Origin of the sequence: Streptomyces sp. NBC_00306 (genome assembly GCF_036169555.1) — a bacterium.
Classification (GTDB): domain Bacteria; phylum Actinomycetota; class Actinomycetes; order Streptomycetales; family Streptomycetaceae; genus Streptomyces; species Streptomyces achmelvichensis.
This window is the reverse complement of record NZ_CP108032.1, coordinates 1234818-1249406: the sequence shown is the minus strand read 5'-3', so window position 1 is coordinate 1249406 and position 14589 is coordinate 1234818. Positions and strand designations below refer to the sequence as shown.

General features: G+C 70.4%; 14 protein-coding genes. 8 read left to right on the top strand and 6 right to left on the bottom strand.

Annotation, left to right across the window (positions count from 1 at the left end; translation table 11 throughout):
- Window positions 1-3 precede the first annotated feature (3 nt).
- Window positions 4-1896, bottom strand: a complete 1893-nt coding sequence (locus OHA05_RS05515) for an AAA family ATPase (RefSeq protein WP_328859976.1) — start codon at window positions 1894-1896, stop codon at window positions 4-6.
- 387 nt (window positions 1897-2283) lie between these two features.
- The gene (locus OHA05_RS05510) at window positions 2284-2916 is read right to left on the bottom strand and encodes a uridine kinase family protein (RefSeq protein WP_328859975.1); all 633 of its coding nucleotides are present in this window, start codon (window positions 2914-2916) and stop codon (window positions 2284-2286) included.
- A gap of 176 nt (window positions 2917-3092) precedes the next feature.
- Between OHA05_RS05510 and OHA05_RS05505 the strand changes: the two genes are divergently transcribed.
- The 3 genes from OHA05_RS05505 to OHA05_RS05495 all read left to right on the top strand — a co-directional run bounded on the left by OHA05_RS05505 (window position 3093) and on the right by OHA05_RS05495 (window position 5477).
- Complete coding sequence (locus tag OHA05_RS05505; RefSeq protein ID WP_328859974.1) at window positions 3093-4481, top strand: C39 family peptidase; 1389 nt, start codon at window positions 3093-3095, stop codon at window positions 4479-4481.
- Between the two features lie 123 nt (window positions 4482-4604).
- Window positions 4605-4748, top strand: a complete 144-nt coding sequence (locus tag OHA05_RS05500; protein WP_328859973.1) for an SCO1431 family membrane protein — start codon at window positions 4605-4607, stop codon at window positions 4746-4748.
- A 60-nt stretch (window positions 4749-4808) separates the two neighbouring features.
- The gene (locus tag OHA05_RS05495; protein ID WP_313947524.1) at window positions 4809-5477 is read left to right on the top strand and encodes a TetR/AcrR family transcriptional regulator; all 669 of its coding nucleotides are present in this window, start codon (window positions 4809-4811) and stop codon (window positions 5475-5477) included.
- A gap of 111 nt (window positions 5478-5588) precedes the next feature.
- Here OHA05_RS05495 and OHA05_RS05490 read toward each other — a convergent pair whose 3' ends face one another.
- Window positions 5589-6854 (bottom strand): glycoside hydrolase family 18 protein, encoded by a 1266-nt coding sequence (locus OHA05_RS05490; RefSeq protein ID WP_328859971.1) that lies wholly within the window; start codon window positions 6852-6854, stop codon window positions 5589-5591.
- Window positions 6855-7194: 340 nt separating this feature from the next.
- Here OHA05_RS05490 and OHA05_RS05485 point away from each other — a divergent pair, with 340 nt between their 5' ends.
- Window positions 7195-8367: an acyl-CoA dehydrogenase family protein gene (locus tag OHA05_RS05485; protein WP_313947526.1), complete on the top strand. Its 1173-nt coding sequence runs from the start codon at window positions 7195-7197 to the stop codon at window positions 8365-8367.
- A 124-nt stretch (window positions 8368-8491) separates the two neighbouring features.
- Here the strand turns inward: OHA05_RS05485 and OHA05_RS05480 are convergent, their stop codons facing one another.
- Window positions 8492-8788, bottom strand: a complete 297-nt coding sequence (locus OHA05_RS05480; protein ID WP_328859970.1) for a hypothetical protein — start codon at window positions 8786-8788, stop codon at window positions 8492-8494.
- 342 nt (window positions 8789-9130) lie between these two features.
- The gene (locus OHA05_RS05475; RefSeq protein ID WP_328859969.1) at window positions 9131-9535 is read right to left on the bottom strand and encodes a hypothetical protein; all 405 of its coding nucleotides are present in this window, start codon (window positions 9533-9535) and stop codon (window positions 9131-9133) included.
- 203 nt (window positions 9536-9738) lie between these two features.
- Here OHA05_RS05475 and OHA05_RS05470 point away from each other — a divergent pair, with 203 nt between their 5' ends.
- The 4 genes from OHA05_RS05470 to fxsA all read left to right on the top strand — a co-directional run bounded on the left by OHA05_RS05470 (window position 9739) and on the right by fxsA (window position 13817).
- Window positions 9739-10179, top strand: a complete 441-nt coding sequence (locus OHA05_RS05470; RefSeq protein ID WP_313947529.1) for an Lrp/AsnC family transcriptional regulator — start codon at window positions 9739-9741, stop codon at window positions 10177-10179.
- Window positions 10180-10188: 9 nt separating this feature from the next.
- Complete coding sequence (locus OHA05_RS05465) at window positions 10189-11829, top strand: amidohydrolase (protein ID WP_328859968.1); 1641 nt, start codon at window positions 10189-10191, stop codon at window positions 11827-11829.
- A gap of 516 nt (window positions 11830-12345) precedes the next feature.
- A complete protein-coding gene (locus OHA05_RS05460; protein ID WP_313947531.1) occupies window positions 12346-13137 on the top strand; it encodes a polyprenol monophosphomannose synthase in 792 nt (263 codons plus the stop codon).
- A 92-nt stretch (window positions 13138-13229) separates the two neighbouring features.
- Window positions 13230-13817, top strand: a complete 588-nt coding sequence (gene fxsA, locus OHA05_RS05455; RefSeq protein ID WP_328859967.1) for an FxsA family membrane protein — start codon at window positions 13230-13232, stop codon at window positions 13815-13817.
- Window positions 13818-14065: 248 nt separating this feature from the next.
- Here the strand turns inward: fxsA and OHA05_RS05450 are convergent, their stop codons facing one another.
- Complete coding sequence (locus OHA05_RS05450; RefSeq protein ID WP_003959706.1) at window positions 14066-14440, bottom strand: RNA polymerase-binding protein RbpA; 375 nt, start codon at window positions 14438-14440, stop codon at window positions 14066-14068.
- Window positions 14441-14589 lie beyond the last annotated feature (149 nt).

Below are 14589 nucleotides of genomic sequence, written 5' to 3'. Positions count from 1 at the left end.
GGCTCAGACCGGCGGAGGCTCCTGGGGGCCGCGGTCCCGCGGACCGCGGCCCGACAGGACCTCGCCGTACGCCTGCATGAGGTCGGGCAGCCGCAGCGTGGCCAGGTCCTCGCGGGTCGGCGTGCCGGGGTAGCCGGACAGCCGCAGATCGCGGTACGCGCAGCTCTTCTCGTACAGGGTGCGCAGAAAGCGCCCGTTGCCCAGTTCGTCGATCCAGCTCTGGTCGACCACATGGCCGCTGATGGACCGCAGCTCGTCGACGGCCTCCTCGTCCCACATGTCGCCGTTGTCGGCGGCCAGCACCTGGCCGATCGCCGTCAGCTCCAGCGGTCGGTACGAGGGGAAGTCGACGCGGGTGGTGAAGCGGGACGACAATCCGGGGTTCGTGGCGAGCAGCCGGTCCATGCCCTCGGGATAGCCGGCCAGGATGACCACGAGATGGTCGCGGTTGTCCTCGGCCCGCTTCAGCAGCACCTGAAGAGCCTCGTCGCCGTACGCGTCGCCCTTGCTGTAGCCGGAGTTGGACAGGCTGTACGCCTCGTCCACGAACAGCACACCGCCGAGCGCCGAGTCGATCAGTTCGTTGGCCTTCACCGCCGTCTGGCCCAGGAACTCGCCCACCAGATCGGACCGTTGGGCCTCCACCAGATGATCACCGCCGAGCAGCCCCAGCGCGTAGAAGACCCGGCCGAGGATGCGGGCCACGGTGGTCTTGCCGGTCCCGGAGGGGCCGGAGAAGACGAAGTGGCGCTTCGGCGGCTGTACGGGCAGGCCTTGGCCTGCCCGCAGTCTCGCCATCTTCAGCTGCGCCGACAAGGCGTTGACCTGCCGCTTCACCGGTTCCAGACCCACCATCCGGTCCAGCTCGGCGAGCGCGTCGGCGAGCAGGTCCGGGTCGGTGGGGCCGGCCGGGAAGAGCGGCGGCGCCGGCTGGGCGGGCATTGCTGCCCGGTGGCGGATGGTCTCGGGCGGTGCGGCGGGCACCGAGCCGGGCAGCTGGGTCTGCGGATCGATGCCGATACGGGCGTCGGCGGCCGGGGAGCCTTCGCCCTCCGCCTGTGCGTCCACCGCGTCCTGGCCGTAGCCGGCGAGGGAGACGGCGAGCCCGGCCGAGTCGTCGAAGCCGTCCATCCCGTCGTACTCGGCGATTGCGGCGAGCCGGGCCGAGGTGTCCATGAACGCCGGGTCGATACGGTGCACCGCCCGGTACAGCGGCAGCGCGGCCGCGCTGCGCCCGGTGCCCTCGTGGGCGCGCGCCAGCCAGTACCGCAGCTCCTTGCGCTGCGGCTGCTCGCTGCGGCAGCGCATCAGCGCGGCCGACAGCAGCGGCTCGGCCTGTCCGTACATCTCCAGACGCACCCGGGCCATGCCGCCGAAGAGACCTGCCTCGATGCCCAGCACCGGATCGTTGACCAGCGGCTCGGTGTGGCGCACGAGCTGCTCCCAGTCCTTGACCAGATAGGCGCGGCAGGCGTGCAGAAACCGGACCTGCGGATCGGCGTCGACCGGCGGCAGTCCGGCGAGCGCCCGGTCGAGCTCGGGCACATGGCGGCCGTCCAGCCAGTGGGAGGCGTGCGCCAGCAGGAGATCGCGCGGGCTCTCCAGCACGGGCTGGACCCACCAGCCCAGCCAGTACCAGGAGTTGAGCGTGCGGCGGTGGCGGGCGCGCTGCTCGCCGAAGCGTTCGCGGTTGCGGTACATGCGCAGCAACGCGGTCGTGGTGTCGACGCGCAGCGCATGGAGTCCGAGCCAGCCGTCGGCCATCCCGGGGTCGAGCCGCACGGCGCTGCGGAACTCCTCCTCCGCCTGGGGGTAGGCCCCCATGGTGTAGGCGTCCACGCCGCGCACCCAGGCGAGGTCGGCCGGGGCCGGTGCGCCCTGAGTGCCGATGTCCATCAGGTCCCCCACAAAGTGCACCTGTGCTGTGTTTTCCGGGGGGAGCCCCCGGACCCCCGGCGCCGGGAGGACGACCGTGGGCAATGCACTGAACCGCCTTGCCGTGGACGGGAATTGACCCCACCGAGGTGCATCGTACCTGCGCAGAGGGGTTGCGCCTAAGGGCACCACAAATGATCCCTTGGCGGTGACCCAGGGTGAGCGAAGGGTGGGGTGACGCGCCGGTGAAGTGGGGGAGAGGGCAGAACGAAGCCCCCGATCACGGGGGAACAACCGGGGGCTTCGCGTCTGCGGCGACTCCGGAAAGCCGCACATTGGAAACGTAAGACCTGTACGCCCCGTCGGTCAAGAAGAGTTGGAGCACTCTTGAGGCGGATTTCCGACTGCTCAGTATGGGGGTGAAATCCGGTGACCCTCTGTGATGATTCCGTTCAATCGTGCTGTCGCAGAAGGCCTCGGCAGCACCTCATATCCCTCGGAACACTCGCGTACCAGGGAATTCGCGAATGAATACGAGGGGTCGGTCAGGAAATGGCGAGTCTCCGCCGTCGTCCAGTCGTCCCAGAAGGCCGAAAGCGCATCCCCGTCCCGCTGACGGCCGCGCTGCCAGGAGCTGTCGGCGTCCTTGTCCATCCAGAACAGCCATGCCAGATGAGGGCGCAGCGCCCGCCGGCCGGCGCCCACGCCCTCGACCAGCACCACCGGAGCCGGTGCGAGTGTCCGCGCCGAGGTGAAGCGGCGGTCGACCCAGTCGTACGGCTCGTAGCGCGCCTCCTCGCCCCGCGAGAGCGGGTCGACGACCTGGCCGAGCATCCGGTCCGTCCAGTCGAAGAACTCCTCGTGGCTCGCCAGATCGTCGAGATGCAGCACCGGCACCCCGCTCCCGAGGACTTCCGCGAGACGCGCGGCGAAGGTGCTCTTGCCCGATCCGGCGTGGCCGTCCACGGCGATCAGCCGCACCGGCCCGCAGGAAGGCGGCAATGCCCGCAGGGCCAAAGTCAGCTGTTCGAGATCGTCCATCCGGCAACCCTACGAGGGCCCGGTGGAATGCCGCAGGCCACTCCCTCCGCACCGATTCGGAGAACTCCCAAAGGACAAGACCAATATTGGTGGCGCGACGCGATGCCGGGATGCTGGCAGAACTTGGCAGGGACCCGTAATAGTGACCCCACTGCAGGCACCGACTTGGGAGTCCCATGGCCAGAGCCACTTCCCGCAGAACCGTGCTCGGCGCCGCGATCGCGGCAGCGGCGGGAGCGGGCGTCCTGTCCTCGTCGGCCGTCGCGGCCACCGCACCCCGGGCGCGACATGGTGCCGTGCCCGGTCATGCGGCTCGGAAAGGTGCAGGAACGATTCCGTTCGTCGACAACCGGTTCTGGGCGACGTATACCGACTGGCGCAGCGGCACGGCCGCCGGTACCGGGGCGGTCGCCGGCAGCCGTCCCGGCGTCGTGATCGCAGCCCCCGCCGGCCGCGTCGACTACACCGACCCGCACACCGGGAAGACCGCCGCCTGGGACTACGCCACCTGGACCTCGCCCGTCCACCGCGCCCGGGTGCCCGCGACGGAGCTCGTGGCCTCCTGGAACGCGCACACCCCGGCCGGCACCTGGCTCCAGGTCGACCTGCGCGGCCACTACTCCGACGGCACCATCGGTCCCTGGTTCGTGATGGGCCGCTGGGCGACGGGCGACGGGGACATCCGGCGGACCTCGGTCGACGGCCAGACCGACGGCAAGGCCTCCATCTGGACCGACACCTTTTCGATCGATGACGCGGCGAGCGGTCTGCGCCTGGCGGCCTACCAGCTGCGGCTCAGGCTCCACCGCAAGCCCGGCACCGGGCTGACGCCCACGGTCTGGCGGCTCGGTGCGATGGCCTCGGACGTTCCCGACCGGTTCACCGTCCCTGCCTCCGCCCCGAAGCTCGCACGCGAGCTGGCCGTGCCGCGCTACTCGCAGAACACGCACGTCGGCCAGTACCCCGAGTACGACAACGGCGGCGAGGCCTGGTGCAGCCCCACCTCCTCGCAGATGATCATCGAGTACTGGGGCCGGAAGCCGTCCCCGGCGGACCTCGCCTGGGTCAACCCGGCCTTCGACGATCCGCAGGTCTGCCACGCGGCCCGTTTCACCTTCGACCACCAGTACAACGGCTGCGGGAACTGGCCGTTCAACGCCGCGTACGCGGCGACCTACCCGGAGATGAACGCGGTCGTCACCCGGCTGTCCTCGCTGGCCGACCTGGAGACGCTGGTACGCGCGGGAATCCCGGCCATAACGTCGCAGTCGTTCCTCAAGGAGGAGCTGACGGGCGCGGGCTACGGCACCGCCGGTCATCTGATGACCGTGATCGGGTTCACAGCCGCGGGCGATGTGATCGCGAACGACCCCGCGTCGCCGGGCAACGCGGCCGTACGCAGGGTCTACCGCCGCCGCGAGTGGGAGAACATCTGGCTGCGGACGAAGCGGTACAACGCGAGCGGGAACGTGTCCTCCGGCACAGGGGGCGTCTGCTACCTCTACTGGCCGGAGCGCCCGACGGCCGCTCAGCGCAAGGCGCTGGAGGCCTTCGGCATCCACTGAGGCGCGGACCGGGCCCCGGGGGCAGTGACGTACGTCTCTACCGTCGGGGCCCCGGTCTTTGGCACTGTGGTCGGGTCACCCGGGGGGACGTACACCTGTCAGCCCGACCGAGCGAGATGCCCCATGACTTCTTCCGCGACCACCGCAGACCGTGCCCGGACCCGCACCGGCGGCCCCGACGAGGACTCGAACCTCCTCGAGCACATTCTCGGCTGGACCCTCGTCGTCGTGTTCGCCATGCTCGTGACCCAGATCGGCCTGATCTAGCCGCTGCGCTGGTCTGCCATACTGCGGGAATCCTGTGGCAGTTGGAGACTAGGGCGCAATTTGAATAATAGTCAACAACGCGGTGCGACCGAACGATCCCAGGTGCGCCGCGTTGAACTCATCGCAACCGGGCGGAAGTTGTTCGCCGACACGTCCTATGACGCGCTGTCGATGGACGACATCGCGAAACACGCCGGTGTCGCCAAGGGTTTGATCTACTACTACTTCAAGAGCAAACGCGGCTACTACCTCGCGATCATCGAGGACTCGGTGGCCGATCTCGTCTCCGGCGCGGCGAGCGACACCGAACTGCCGCGCGCCCAGCGGGTGCAGCGCACCGTCGAGGGCTATCTGCGCTACGCCCAGCACCACGAGGCCGCGTTCCGCACCATCGTCACCGGTGGCGTCGGCTTCGACACCGAGGTGCAGTCCATACGCGGGGCGGTGCGCGAGGAACTGATCGCGACCATCGCCGAGGGTGCGTACGGCAGACGGGACATTCCCATGATCGCCCGGCTCGCGCTGCTCGGCTGGCTCAGCAGCGTCGAGCAGATCACCCTCGACTGGCTCGCGCACCAGGAGCTGGAACGGGAGCTCGTCTGCGCCCTGCTGATGCGACAGCTCCGGGCCACCCTCGGCACCATCGAGGAGTTCGAGCCGAAGTGCCCGCAGCCGCCGCGCGAACATGTGCCGCCGCCGTATCCGCAGGACACCGCGGTCCAGGCCTGACCTGGGGCGTTCGGACCTGGCGGCGCGGTTCCGGGCCCGACCGGGCGTCCCGAACATGTCAGCGGGGCGGGGAGCCCGACCGGCTCCCCGCCCCGCTGTCGGTCGTCGCCCCTAGCTGATGGCCTTGATCAGCTCGCCGTTGGCGGTGTCACCGCTGAGCTCCCAGAAGAAGGTGCCTCCCAGGCCCTGCTGGTTCTTGTAGTTCATCTTGCCGGTGATGGTGGCGGGGGTGTCGTAGCTCCACCACTGGTTGCCGCAGTGCGCGTACGCGGTGCCGGCGACCGTCCCGTTGGCCGGGCACTTGGCCTTCAGTTCCTTGTAGTCGTCGATACCCGCTTCGTACTTGCCGGGCGCGGGTCCCGTCGCCGTGCCGCCGGGCGCCTTCTGGGTCACGCCGGTCCAGCCGCGTCCGTAGAAGCCGATGCCGAGCAGCAGCTTGGAGGCGGGAACGCCGAGGGACTTCAGCTTCTGGATCGCCGCGTCACTGTTGAAGCCCTGCTGCGGGATGCCGCTGTAGGACGTGAGCGGCGAGTGCGGCGCCGTCGGGCCCTGCGCGGCCCAGGCACCGAAGAAGTCGTATGTCATCGGGTTGTACCAGTCGACGTACTGAGCGGCTCCCGCGTAGTTGGCCGCGTCGATCTTGCCGCCGGACGAGGCGTCCGCGGTGATGGCGGCGGTCACCAGGTTCGATCCGCCGAACTTGGTGCGCAGCGCCGACATCAGGTTCTTGAAGGACTCGCGCCCGCTGGTGTCGCACGTAAGACCGCAGGAGTTGGGGTACTCCCAGTCGATGTCGATGCCGTCGAAGACATCGGCCCAGCGCGGGTCCTCGACGAGCTTGTAGCAGGAGTCGGCGAAGGCCGCCGGGTTCGCGGCGGCCTGGCCGAAGCCGCCGGACCAGGTCCAGCCGCCGAAAGACCAGAGGATCTTCAGATTCGGATGCAGCTTCTTGAGCTTGCGCAGCTGGTTGAAGCTGCCGCGCAGCGGCTGGTCCCAGGTGTCGGCGACACCGTCCACGCTCTGGGCGGCGGTGTAGGACTTCTCGTAGTCGGCGAACGCGTCGCCGACGGTGCACTTGCCGCCCTGGACGTTGCCGAAGGCGTAGTTGATATGCGTCAGCTTGGCGGCCGACCCCGACGTCTGGATGTTCTTGACGTGGTAGTTGCGGTCGTAGACGCCCCATTCGGTGAAGTACCCGATCACCTTGCTGCCGGCGGAGGCCGGGGCGGCGGCCGTCGTCGACGTCTTCTGCTGCGGGGCGCTTCCGCCCGCGGCTGCGGCATGGGCACCCGTCAGCAGGGTCGCTCCGAGCGCGGCGGTACAGGCGGCGGCGATCAGGGCCCTCAGGCGGGCACGGGGACGGTGTGGACCGGACATCTGGTCTCCTCGTGGGGGAGGCGAACACGTGGGGGGACTGCTGTCGACCGTCTGACTCTTTTGACATGAACGCGGTACGCGTTGCAGGAACGGTAGAAGGACTAGACCATTGGGTCAATGGTTCGGACCAAGTTCCCGTGCAGGGGAGCGGTGGCCGGGCCGGACGGCTCCACCCGTGACGGAAGCCCGCTGATCGGGCATACTCAACCCGCCACAGCCGCCGTCCAGCCCACATCCGTGACCCGGAAAGGCAGCATCGGCCTGGCAGGAAGACCCGGCGGCGCGCACACACCCTTCGCGCGCGACCGCCGCATCGCCCGACAGGGAGGAGAGCGCCGCAATGCCCGACCGCGCCCCGCAGCCGGTGGAACGTCAACTGCCCACCGAGGAGTCCAGGGATCTCATCGCCCTGGTGCGCGACATCATCGAGCGGGAGATCGCTCCACGGGCGGCCGAGGAGGAGGAGGCGGGACACTTCCCCCGCGAGCTCTTCACCCTCCTGTCCGAGTCAGGTCTGCTCGGCCTTCCCTACGACAGCGAATACGGCGGCGGGGACCAGCCGTACGAGGTCTACCTCCAGGTCCTGGAGGAACTCGCCGCCGCCCGGCTCACCGTGGGCCTCGGCGTCAGCGTGCACTCCCTCTCCTGCCACGCACTGGCCGGCTACGGCAGCAAGCAGCAGCAGAGCGACCACCTGCCCGCCATGCTCGGCGGCGGACTGCTCGGCGCCTACTGCCTGTCGGAGCCCTCGTCCGGCTCGGATGCCGCCTCCCTGCGCACCAAGGCCGTCCGCGACGGTGACGACTGGGTGATCACCGGTACGAAGGCCTGGATCACGCACGGCGGGATCGCCGACTTCTGCACCGTGCTCGCCCGGACGGGCGGGGAAGGTGCTCGCGGCATCACGGCCTTCCTGGTGCCGGGCGACGCCGACGGCCTGAACGCGGCCGCGCCCGAGAAGAAGATGGGCATGAAGGGCTCGCCCACCGCCCAGATCAACTTCGACGGCGTCCGGGTCTCCGACGCCCGCCGGATCGGCGACGAGGGGCAGGGCTTCGCGATCGCGCTCTCGGCCCTGGACTCGGGCCGTCTCGGCATCGCCGCGTGCGCCATCGGTGTCGCGCAGGCCGCGCTCGACGAGGCCGTCTCGTACGCCACCGGGCGTCTTCAGTTCGGCCGGCCCATCGCCGACTTCCAGGGGCTGCGCTTCATGCTGGCCGACATGGCCACCCGGATCGAGGCGGGCCGCTCGCTGTATCTGGCGGCCGCCCGGCTGCGGGACGCGGGACGCCCCTTCTCCCGCGAGGCCGCCATGGCGAAGCTCTTCTGCACGGACACGGCGATGAGCGTGACGACCGACGCCGTGCAGGTCCTCGGCGGCTACGGCTACACCCTGGACTTCCCCGTCGAGCGCTACATGCGCGAGGCCAAGGTCCTGCAGATCGTCGAGGGCACCAACCAGATCCAGCGCATGGTCATTGCCCGCCACCTGGCCGGTCCCGAGACCCGCTGAACCGATCGCGCCGCGGACCGCTCCCGGGCGGGCCGCGGCGGCGTCGGCGACGTCGGGCCGGGTCCGCGAGGTCTCGTCCGGTCCGGGCGGACGACGACACCTTGCGGATACTCCCCGGGCGGCGTCAGCGGATGGAGACGCTGTGGGCCATCTCCGTGTAGTGGGACCGGCCGGGGTACACGATCGCGTCGATGGTCCCCCGGCAGTCGAAGCCGGTCCACACCGTGGCCGTCGCGTTGGTCCTGTTGGTGATCGAGGACGGGAACCAGGTGACCGGGTAACACCCGCTCGGATTCTCGTACGCGACCCGGTTGATGATCAGTGTGCCCTGGGCCGCGTACGCGGAGTTCGGAACCGCGAGCGTCAGCGTCGCCGCCGTCGCGAGCGCACCGAGCACCGTGGCCGTCCGTCTGCGCGTCATCTGCCTGCTCCTTCCACCGGCAGCGGGCCGCGCCCGAGCGGCCTGCGGGTGGTCCCACGTAAACACGCGGGCGGGGAGCGGACGGACGGAGCGCACAGGCCCGAACCCGTCAAGTGCCGTGTTCCCGCCACTGATTCACCGCGAGCGCCGAAGTGCGGTGCGGTGCGGCGCGGCAAGGCAACTCTCTTACGTGGCAAAGGAGTTCAGCGTCTTCTCGCGGCCGTGCGGGGGCCGGAGAACGACGGTGCGGTCGACGGGACCCGGCCGTCCGGCCGCGCGCAGCCCGAACTGTCCGTCAGGTGCTGCGCGTTACGACTCCGGCCGGGAACCCCGGAACCGACCTCAGACGCGGCGGCGCATGGACGGGATCCGCACCGGACGCGAGCCCGGGCCGCCGACGTGCGAGAAGGGCTGCATCCGCCAGTCCAGGCCCTGAGGCAGCGTCAACAACAGTGCGGTGTCCTGCTCCTGGACCTCCAGCGATTCGTCCGCGGCGCTCGCCTGCGAGGCGGGCCGGCCGGTGCCGGTGCACACGGTGAGCCCGAACGGGTTCCACGGAGTCGGGCACAGCGCGTGCTCCGGAAGGACGTCCTCGTCGGCCAGCAGTGCGATCGGCTGCACGCAGTCCGGGCAGATCACCCGGTACATCTCGTAGGTGTCGTACGCGTCCAGCTCGTCCATCTCGGCGGGCTCAGCCGGATCAACGGGCTCCGGTTCGGTACGGCCGGTGTTCTTGACACTCTGCATGGAGATCTCCCCCTCGGGTGGGCCGACCAGGCACGTGCGGCCTCGACCACAGCAAGCACTTCCCCACGCGCCCGGCAGGTAACCGTGCGGTCACGGCGGAGGCGCCGCCGGGACTGTGGTGTTCGTCACATGGCCCCCGCAGGTGCCCTCGCATGCCTCTTTCGGCTGTGCCGGAAGCCACCTGGGCAATTAGGTTGATCCGCATGGAGGAGCTGGATCGTCAGATCGTGGAGTTGCTCGTCAAGGACGGGCGGATGAGCTACACCGACCTGGGCAAGGCCACCGGCCTGTCCACATCGGCGGTGCACCAGCGCGTCCGCCGTCTCGAACAGCGCGGCGTCATCCGCGGATACGCGGCGGTCGTCGACCCCGAGTCGGTCGGGCTCCCGATCACCGCCTTCATCTCGGTCAAACCGTTCGACCCCAGCGCCCCCGACGACATCGCCGAACGGCTCGCGGACGTACCCGAGATCGAGGCCTGCCACAGCGTCGCCGGGGACGAGAACTACATCCTCAAGGTGCGTGTTTCCACCCCGCACGACCTCGAGCACCTGCTCGCCCGCATCCGCACCCTCTCCGGCGTCTCCACCCGCACCACGGTCGTCCTGTCGACCCCGTACGAGGCACGCCCGCCGCGTATCTAGGCTGGTCCCATGACCGAGAGCACCGCCCCCCGCGCCGAAGACCGCACCGTCCTGCTGCGCGGCGGAGAAGTCCACAGCCCCGCCGACCCCTTCGCCACCGCGATGGTCGTCGAACGAGGCCACATCGCCTGGGTGGGCTCCGAGGGGGCGGCCGACGGCTTCGCCGACGGGGTCGACGAGATCGTCGACCTCGAAGGGGCCCTCGTCACCCCGGCGTTCACCGACGCCCATGTGCACACCACGGCCACCGGCCTCGCGCTCACCGGGCTCGACCTCTCGGGCGCGGCCACCCTCGCAGACGCCCTGCGTCTCGTGCGCGAGCACAGTGCGGCACACCCTGGTGCGGCCGTCCTCCTCGGCCACGGCTGGGACAGCGCCCGCTGGCCCGAACGGCGTCACCCCTCCCGCGCCGAGCTCGACGAGGCGGCCGGCGGCCGCCCGCTCTACCTGCCGCGTATCGACGTCCACTCCGCCGTGGTGACCACCGCGCTGCTCGATCTCGTCCCCTCGGTGACCGGTCTGTCCGGCTACCACCCGGGCGAACCGCTCACGGGCGCCGCCCACCACGCCGTGCGGGCCGCCGCCCATGCCGCCATCGCTCCCGCCCAGCGCGAAGCCGCCCAGCGGGCCGCGCTGGACCACGCCGCGTCCCTCGGCATCGGCACCGTGCACGAGTGCGCCGGGCCCGACATCTCGGACGAGGACGACTTCACCGGTCTGCTCGCACTCGCCCGCGGCGGAGCGGTGCCGCGGGTCGTCGGCTACTGGGCCGAACGCGTGGCCGACGAGAAGGACGCACTGCGCATCAGGGAACTCGGAGCGGCAGGGGCCGCCGGCGATCTGTTCGTCGATGGCTCCCTCGGCTCCCACACCGCCTGCCTCCACACCCCCTATGCCGACGCCGCCCACACCGGAACCCCGCACCTGGACGTCCAGGCCGTCGCCACCCATGTCGCCGCCTGCACCGAGGCCGGGCTTCAGGCCGGCTTCCACGCCATCGGCGACGCCGCTCTCACCACCGTCGTGGACGGCATCCGGGCCGTCGCCGACACGCTCGGCCTCGCCCGCGTCCGCGCCGCCAGGCACCGCGTCGAGCACGCCGAGATGCTGACCCCCGAAACCATCGCCGCCTTCGCCGAGTTCGGCCTCACCGCCTCCGTGCAGCCCGCCTTCGACGCGGCCTGGGGCGGCGACGACGGCATGTACGCCGAGCGCCTCGGTGTGGAGCGGGCCCGCACCCTCAACCCGTACGCGGCCCTGCTGCGCGCGGGCGTCCCGCTCGCCCTCGGCTCCGACGCCCCCGTCACGCCGCTCGACCCCTGGGGCACCATCCGCGCCGCGGCCTTCCACCGCACCGCCGAGCACCGGGTGTCCGTACGGGCCGCCTTCACCGCCCACACCCGGGGCGGCTGGCGGGCCGTGGGGCGCGACGACGCGGGTGTCCTGGTCCCCGGGGCACCGGCCGACTACGCCCTGTGGCACACCGGCGAACTGATCGTCCAGGCGCCCGACGACCGCGTCGCCCGTTGGTCGACGGACCCGCGCTCCGGCACTCCGGGCCTGCCCGACCTCACCCCGGGCACCGAGCTGCCGGTCTGTCTGCGAACGGTGGTATCCGGACAAACGATCTTTGAGCGGCCGAAAGAGTGACGTCCGGACATTTCGTACCGCCGACCGGTGCGTTCGAGGTTCGGCCACGACCTGCGGATCTTCGGCTCCGACCTGCGGAATTGCGCAAATCGCGCAGATCGCACGACTGTTGACACGGAGCGCCCACCGGCCGGTAGGTTCGGCCGAGTCCACCACAGGACGTCCGACCGGAGAACTTCCCCCCAGTCGTCGAACGCCGCTGGGCCATGGGGCAGAGCACCGCACCGGTGCACTGCCACTGGGAGCCAGGTCCAGCGCCCGCGCCTCGGGGGCGAGGGAAGGTTTCAGCCGGCCGGCAGGTGCGACCCGGGTAGGGCCCGGCGTTCAGTAGACAACGGCTCTCGGTCGACCCGCAGCCAGCGGGTCCCAGGTCGGCCCGAAGGACGCCGGGCCCTGATCCGCACCCGCTGTCTCTCCCCGCCGCACGGCCCACGACACCCCAGGTCCGTGCCGCCGCAGGCTCGCGCCGCACGATCGCTATGGTGGGGCTCTGTGCACGGACATTAAGGGGCAGTAGTGAACGACGGCGCTGGGTCTACCCAAGGCGAAGCCCAGGGGAGGCGGTACGAACCGCTCGGCAGATCCTTGGTGATCATCCCGACCTACAACGAGGCCGAGAACATCAAGACGATCGTCTCCCGGGTGCGCGAGGCAGTGCCCGACGTGGACATCCTCGTCGCCGATGACAACAGCCCCGACGGCACCGGCAAGATCGCGGACGAACTCTCGGGCCACGACGAGCAGGTGCATGTCCTGCACCGCAAGGGCAAGGAAGGCCTCGGCGCCGCCTACCTCGCCGGCTTCGCCTGGGGCATGGAGCACGGCTACGGCGTGCTGATCGAGATGGACGCCGACGGCTCGCACCAGCCCGAGGAACTGCCCCGGCTGCTGACCGCGCTCAAGGGCGCCGATCTGGTGCTCGGTTCGCGCTGGGTGCCCGGCGGCCGGGTCGTCAACTGGCCCAAGTACCGCGAGTTCCTGTCCCGCGGCGGCAGCACCTACTCCCGCCTTCTCCTCGGCGTCCCGATCCGCGACGTCACGGGCGGCTTCCGCGCCTTCAGGGCCGAGACGCTGAAGGGGCTCGGACTCGGCGAGGTCGCCTCCCAGGGCTACTGCTTCCAGGTGGATCTCGCCCGCCGTGCGGTGGCCGAGGGCTACCACGTGGTCGAGGTGCCCATCACGTTCGTCGAGCGGGAGCTCGGCGACTCCAAGATGAACCGCGACATCGTGGTCGAGGCGCTGTGGCGCGTCACCGCGTGGGGCGTCGGCGACCGGACCAATCGTCTCCTCGGCCGTAAATCCTCGTAGCGGCGACGGCCCGATGACCCGCCCGTCCGGACCGCGATCTTCTTGATCACCCGCTTACGCCACTCCGGCGGGCTCCCAGGCACACTGGGAGCATGACGACCGGCGCTATGCCCCCTACAGCCCCCAAGCGCTCACGCGCCCGCAATCTGGTTCCCCTCGCCGTTGCCGCCTGGCTGGTGCTCGAGATCTGGCTGCTGACCCTGGTCGCCGGGGCGGCCGGGGGATGGACCGTCCTCGCCCTGCTGATCGCCGCCGGCATCGTCGGCGGCGCCGTGGTGAAGCGCGCCGGCCGGCGGGCCTTCCGCAATCTCACCGAGACCGTGCAGAGGCAGCAGAACGGCCAGACGCCGCCCCCGGAGAGCGGCAGCACCGGCAACGGCTTCCTGATGCTCGGCGGACTGCTGATCATGCTGCCCGGCCTGATCTCCGACGTGGTGGGCCTGGTCCTGCTGGTGCCGCCCGTCCGCTCGTACCTCGGGCGCCGCGCGGAGCGGTCCCTCGAGCGCCGTATGCGGGCAGCGGGACCCGGCAGCCTGGGAGACGCCTTCCAGCAGGCCCGTATGCACCGCCCCGACGGCAAGATCGTGCAGGGTGAGGTCATCCGCCAGGACGCGGGGCATTCGGCGGGCGGACACGAGGGCGAGCGTGGCGATCGCCCGAGGCCGCCGCTCACGCCCTGAGCGGCACCTGGTGAGGGGCGACGGGTTCGCAAGCGGCGTGTGCGTGCGGCCGCGGCCGGGTGCACGCCCGCTGCGAGCCTGAGCCGCGCCTCTCCGGACCCGCACCGAGTGGCCCGCCTCGGACCCCGAAGACAGCAGAGCCGCGGGCCGTCTCACCTGGTCGGTGAGACGGCCCGCGGCTCTTGTCGTGCGTCATGCTGTTGTAGGTGGCGCCAGATGGTGCGATGCGGTGTACGCGGTCAGGCGGATCAGGCAGACTTCCGGCTGTCCCGCGGGTGCACGGCGATGTTCATGGCACCGGAGCGCAGGACGGCCAGCCTCTCGGCCAGCACCTCCTCGAGCTCCTCGCGGGTACGCCGCTCCATGAGCATGTCCCAGTGCGTTCGCGCCGGCTTGCCCTTCTTCTCCTCGGGGCCATCCCCGTCGACCAGGAGTGCCTGGGCGCCGCACGCCTTGCACTCCCACTCCGGCGGAATTTCCGCCTCGACCGAGAACGGCATCTCAAACCGATGTCCGTTCTGGCATGCGTACTCCACCGCCTGGCGCGGGGCCAGATCGATGCCGCGGTCCGTCTCGTAGCTGGTAACCACGAGGCGCGTGCCGCGGAGAGCTCGCTCACTCATGAATCGTGCCTCCCGGGCTTGTCGCCCACAGGACAGGTGTCGCTGTCGTCGTCATCCGGTCAACGTCCGGTCGGCGGTAAAGATTCCCGTTCCGGGTCATGCGTCGCCCGTCGTGCCGCTGGTATCCCATTGGTTGGGGTACCCACCAG

Excerpts from the sequence above, each read along its gene's own strand:
- OHA05_RS05515 (WP_328859976.1), bottom strand. The coding sequence starts at position 1,896 with ATGGACATCGGCACTCAGGGCGCACCGGCCCCGGCCGACCTCGCCTGG.
- OHA05_RS05510 (WP_328859975.1), bottom strand. The coding sequence starts at position 2,916 with ATGGACGATCTCGAACAGCTGACTTTGGCCCTGCGGGCATTGCCGCCT.
- OHA05_RS05505 (WP_328859974.1), top strand. The coding sequence starts at position 3,093 with ATGGCCAGAGCCACTTCCCGCAGAACCGTGCTCGGCGCCGCGATCGCG.
- OHA05_RS05500 (WP_328859973.1), top strand. The coding sequence starts at position 4,605 with ATGACTTCTTCCGCGACCACCGCAGACCGTGCCCGGACCCGCACCGGC.
- OHA05_RS05490 (WP_328859971.1), bottom strand. The coding sequence starts at position 6,854 with ATGTCCGGTCCACACCGTCCCCGTGCCCGCCTGAGGGCCCTGATCGCC.
- OHA05_RS05485 (WP_313947526.1), top strand. The coding sequence starts at position 7,195 with ATGCCCGACCGCGCCCCGCAGCCGGTGGAACGTCAACTGCCCACCGAG.
- OHA05_RS05480 (WP_328859970.1), bottom strand. The coding sequence starts at position 8,788 with ATGACGCGCAGACGGACGGCCACGGTGCTCGGTGCGCTCGCGACGGCG.
- OHA05_RS05475 (WP_328859969.1), bottom strand. The coding sequence starts at position 9,535 with ATGCAGAGTGTCAAGAACACCGGCCGTACCGAACCGGAGCCCGTTGAT.
- OHA05_RS05470 (WP_313947529.1), top strand. The coding sequence starts at position 9,739 with ATGGAGGAGCTGGATCGTCAGATCGTGGAGTTGCTCGTCAAGGACGGG.
- OHA05_RS05465 (WP_328859968.1), top strand. The coding sequence starts at position 10,189 with ATGACCGAGAGCACCGCCCCCCGCGCCGAAGACCGCACCGTCCTGCTG.
- fxsA (WP_328859967.1), top strand. The coding sequence starts at position 13,230 with ATGACGACCGGCGCTATGCCCCCTACAGCCCCCAAGCGCTCACGCGCC.
- OHA05_RS05450 (WP_003959706.1), bottom strand. The coding sequence starts at position 14,440 with ATGAGTGAGCGAGCTCTCCGCGGCACGCGCCTCGTGGTTACCAGCTAC.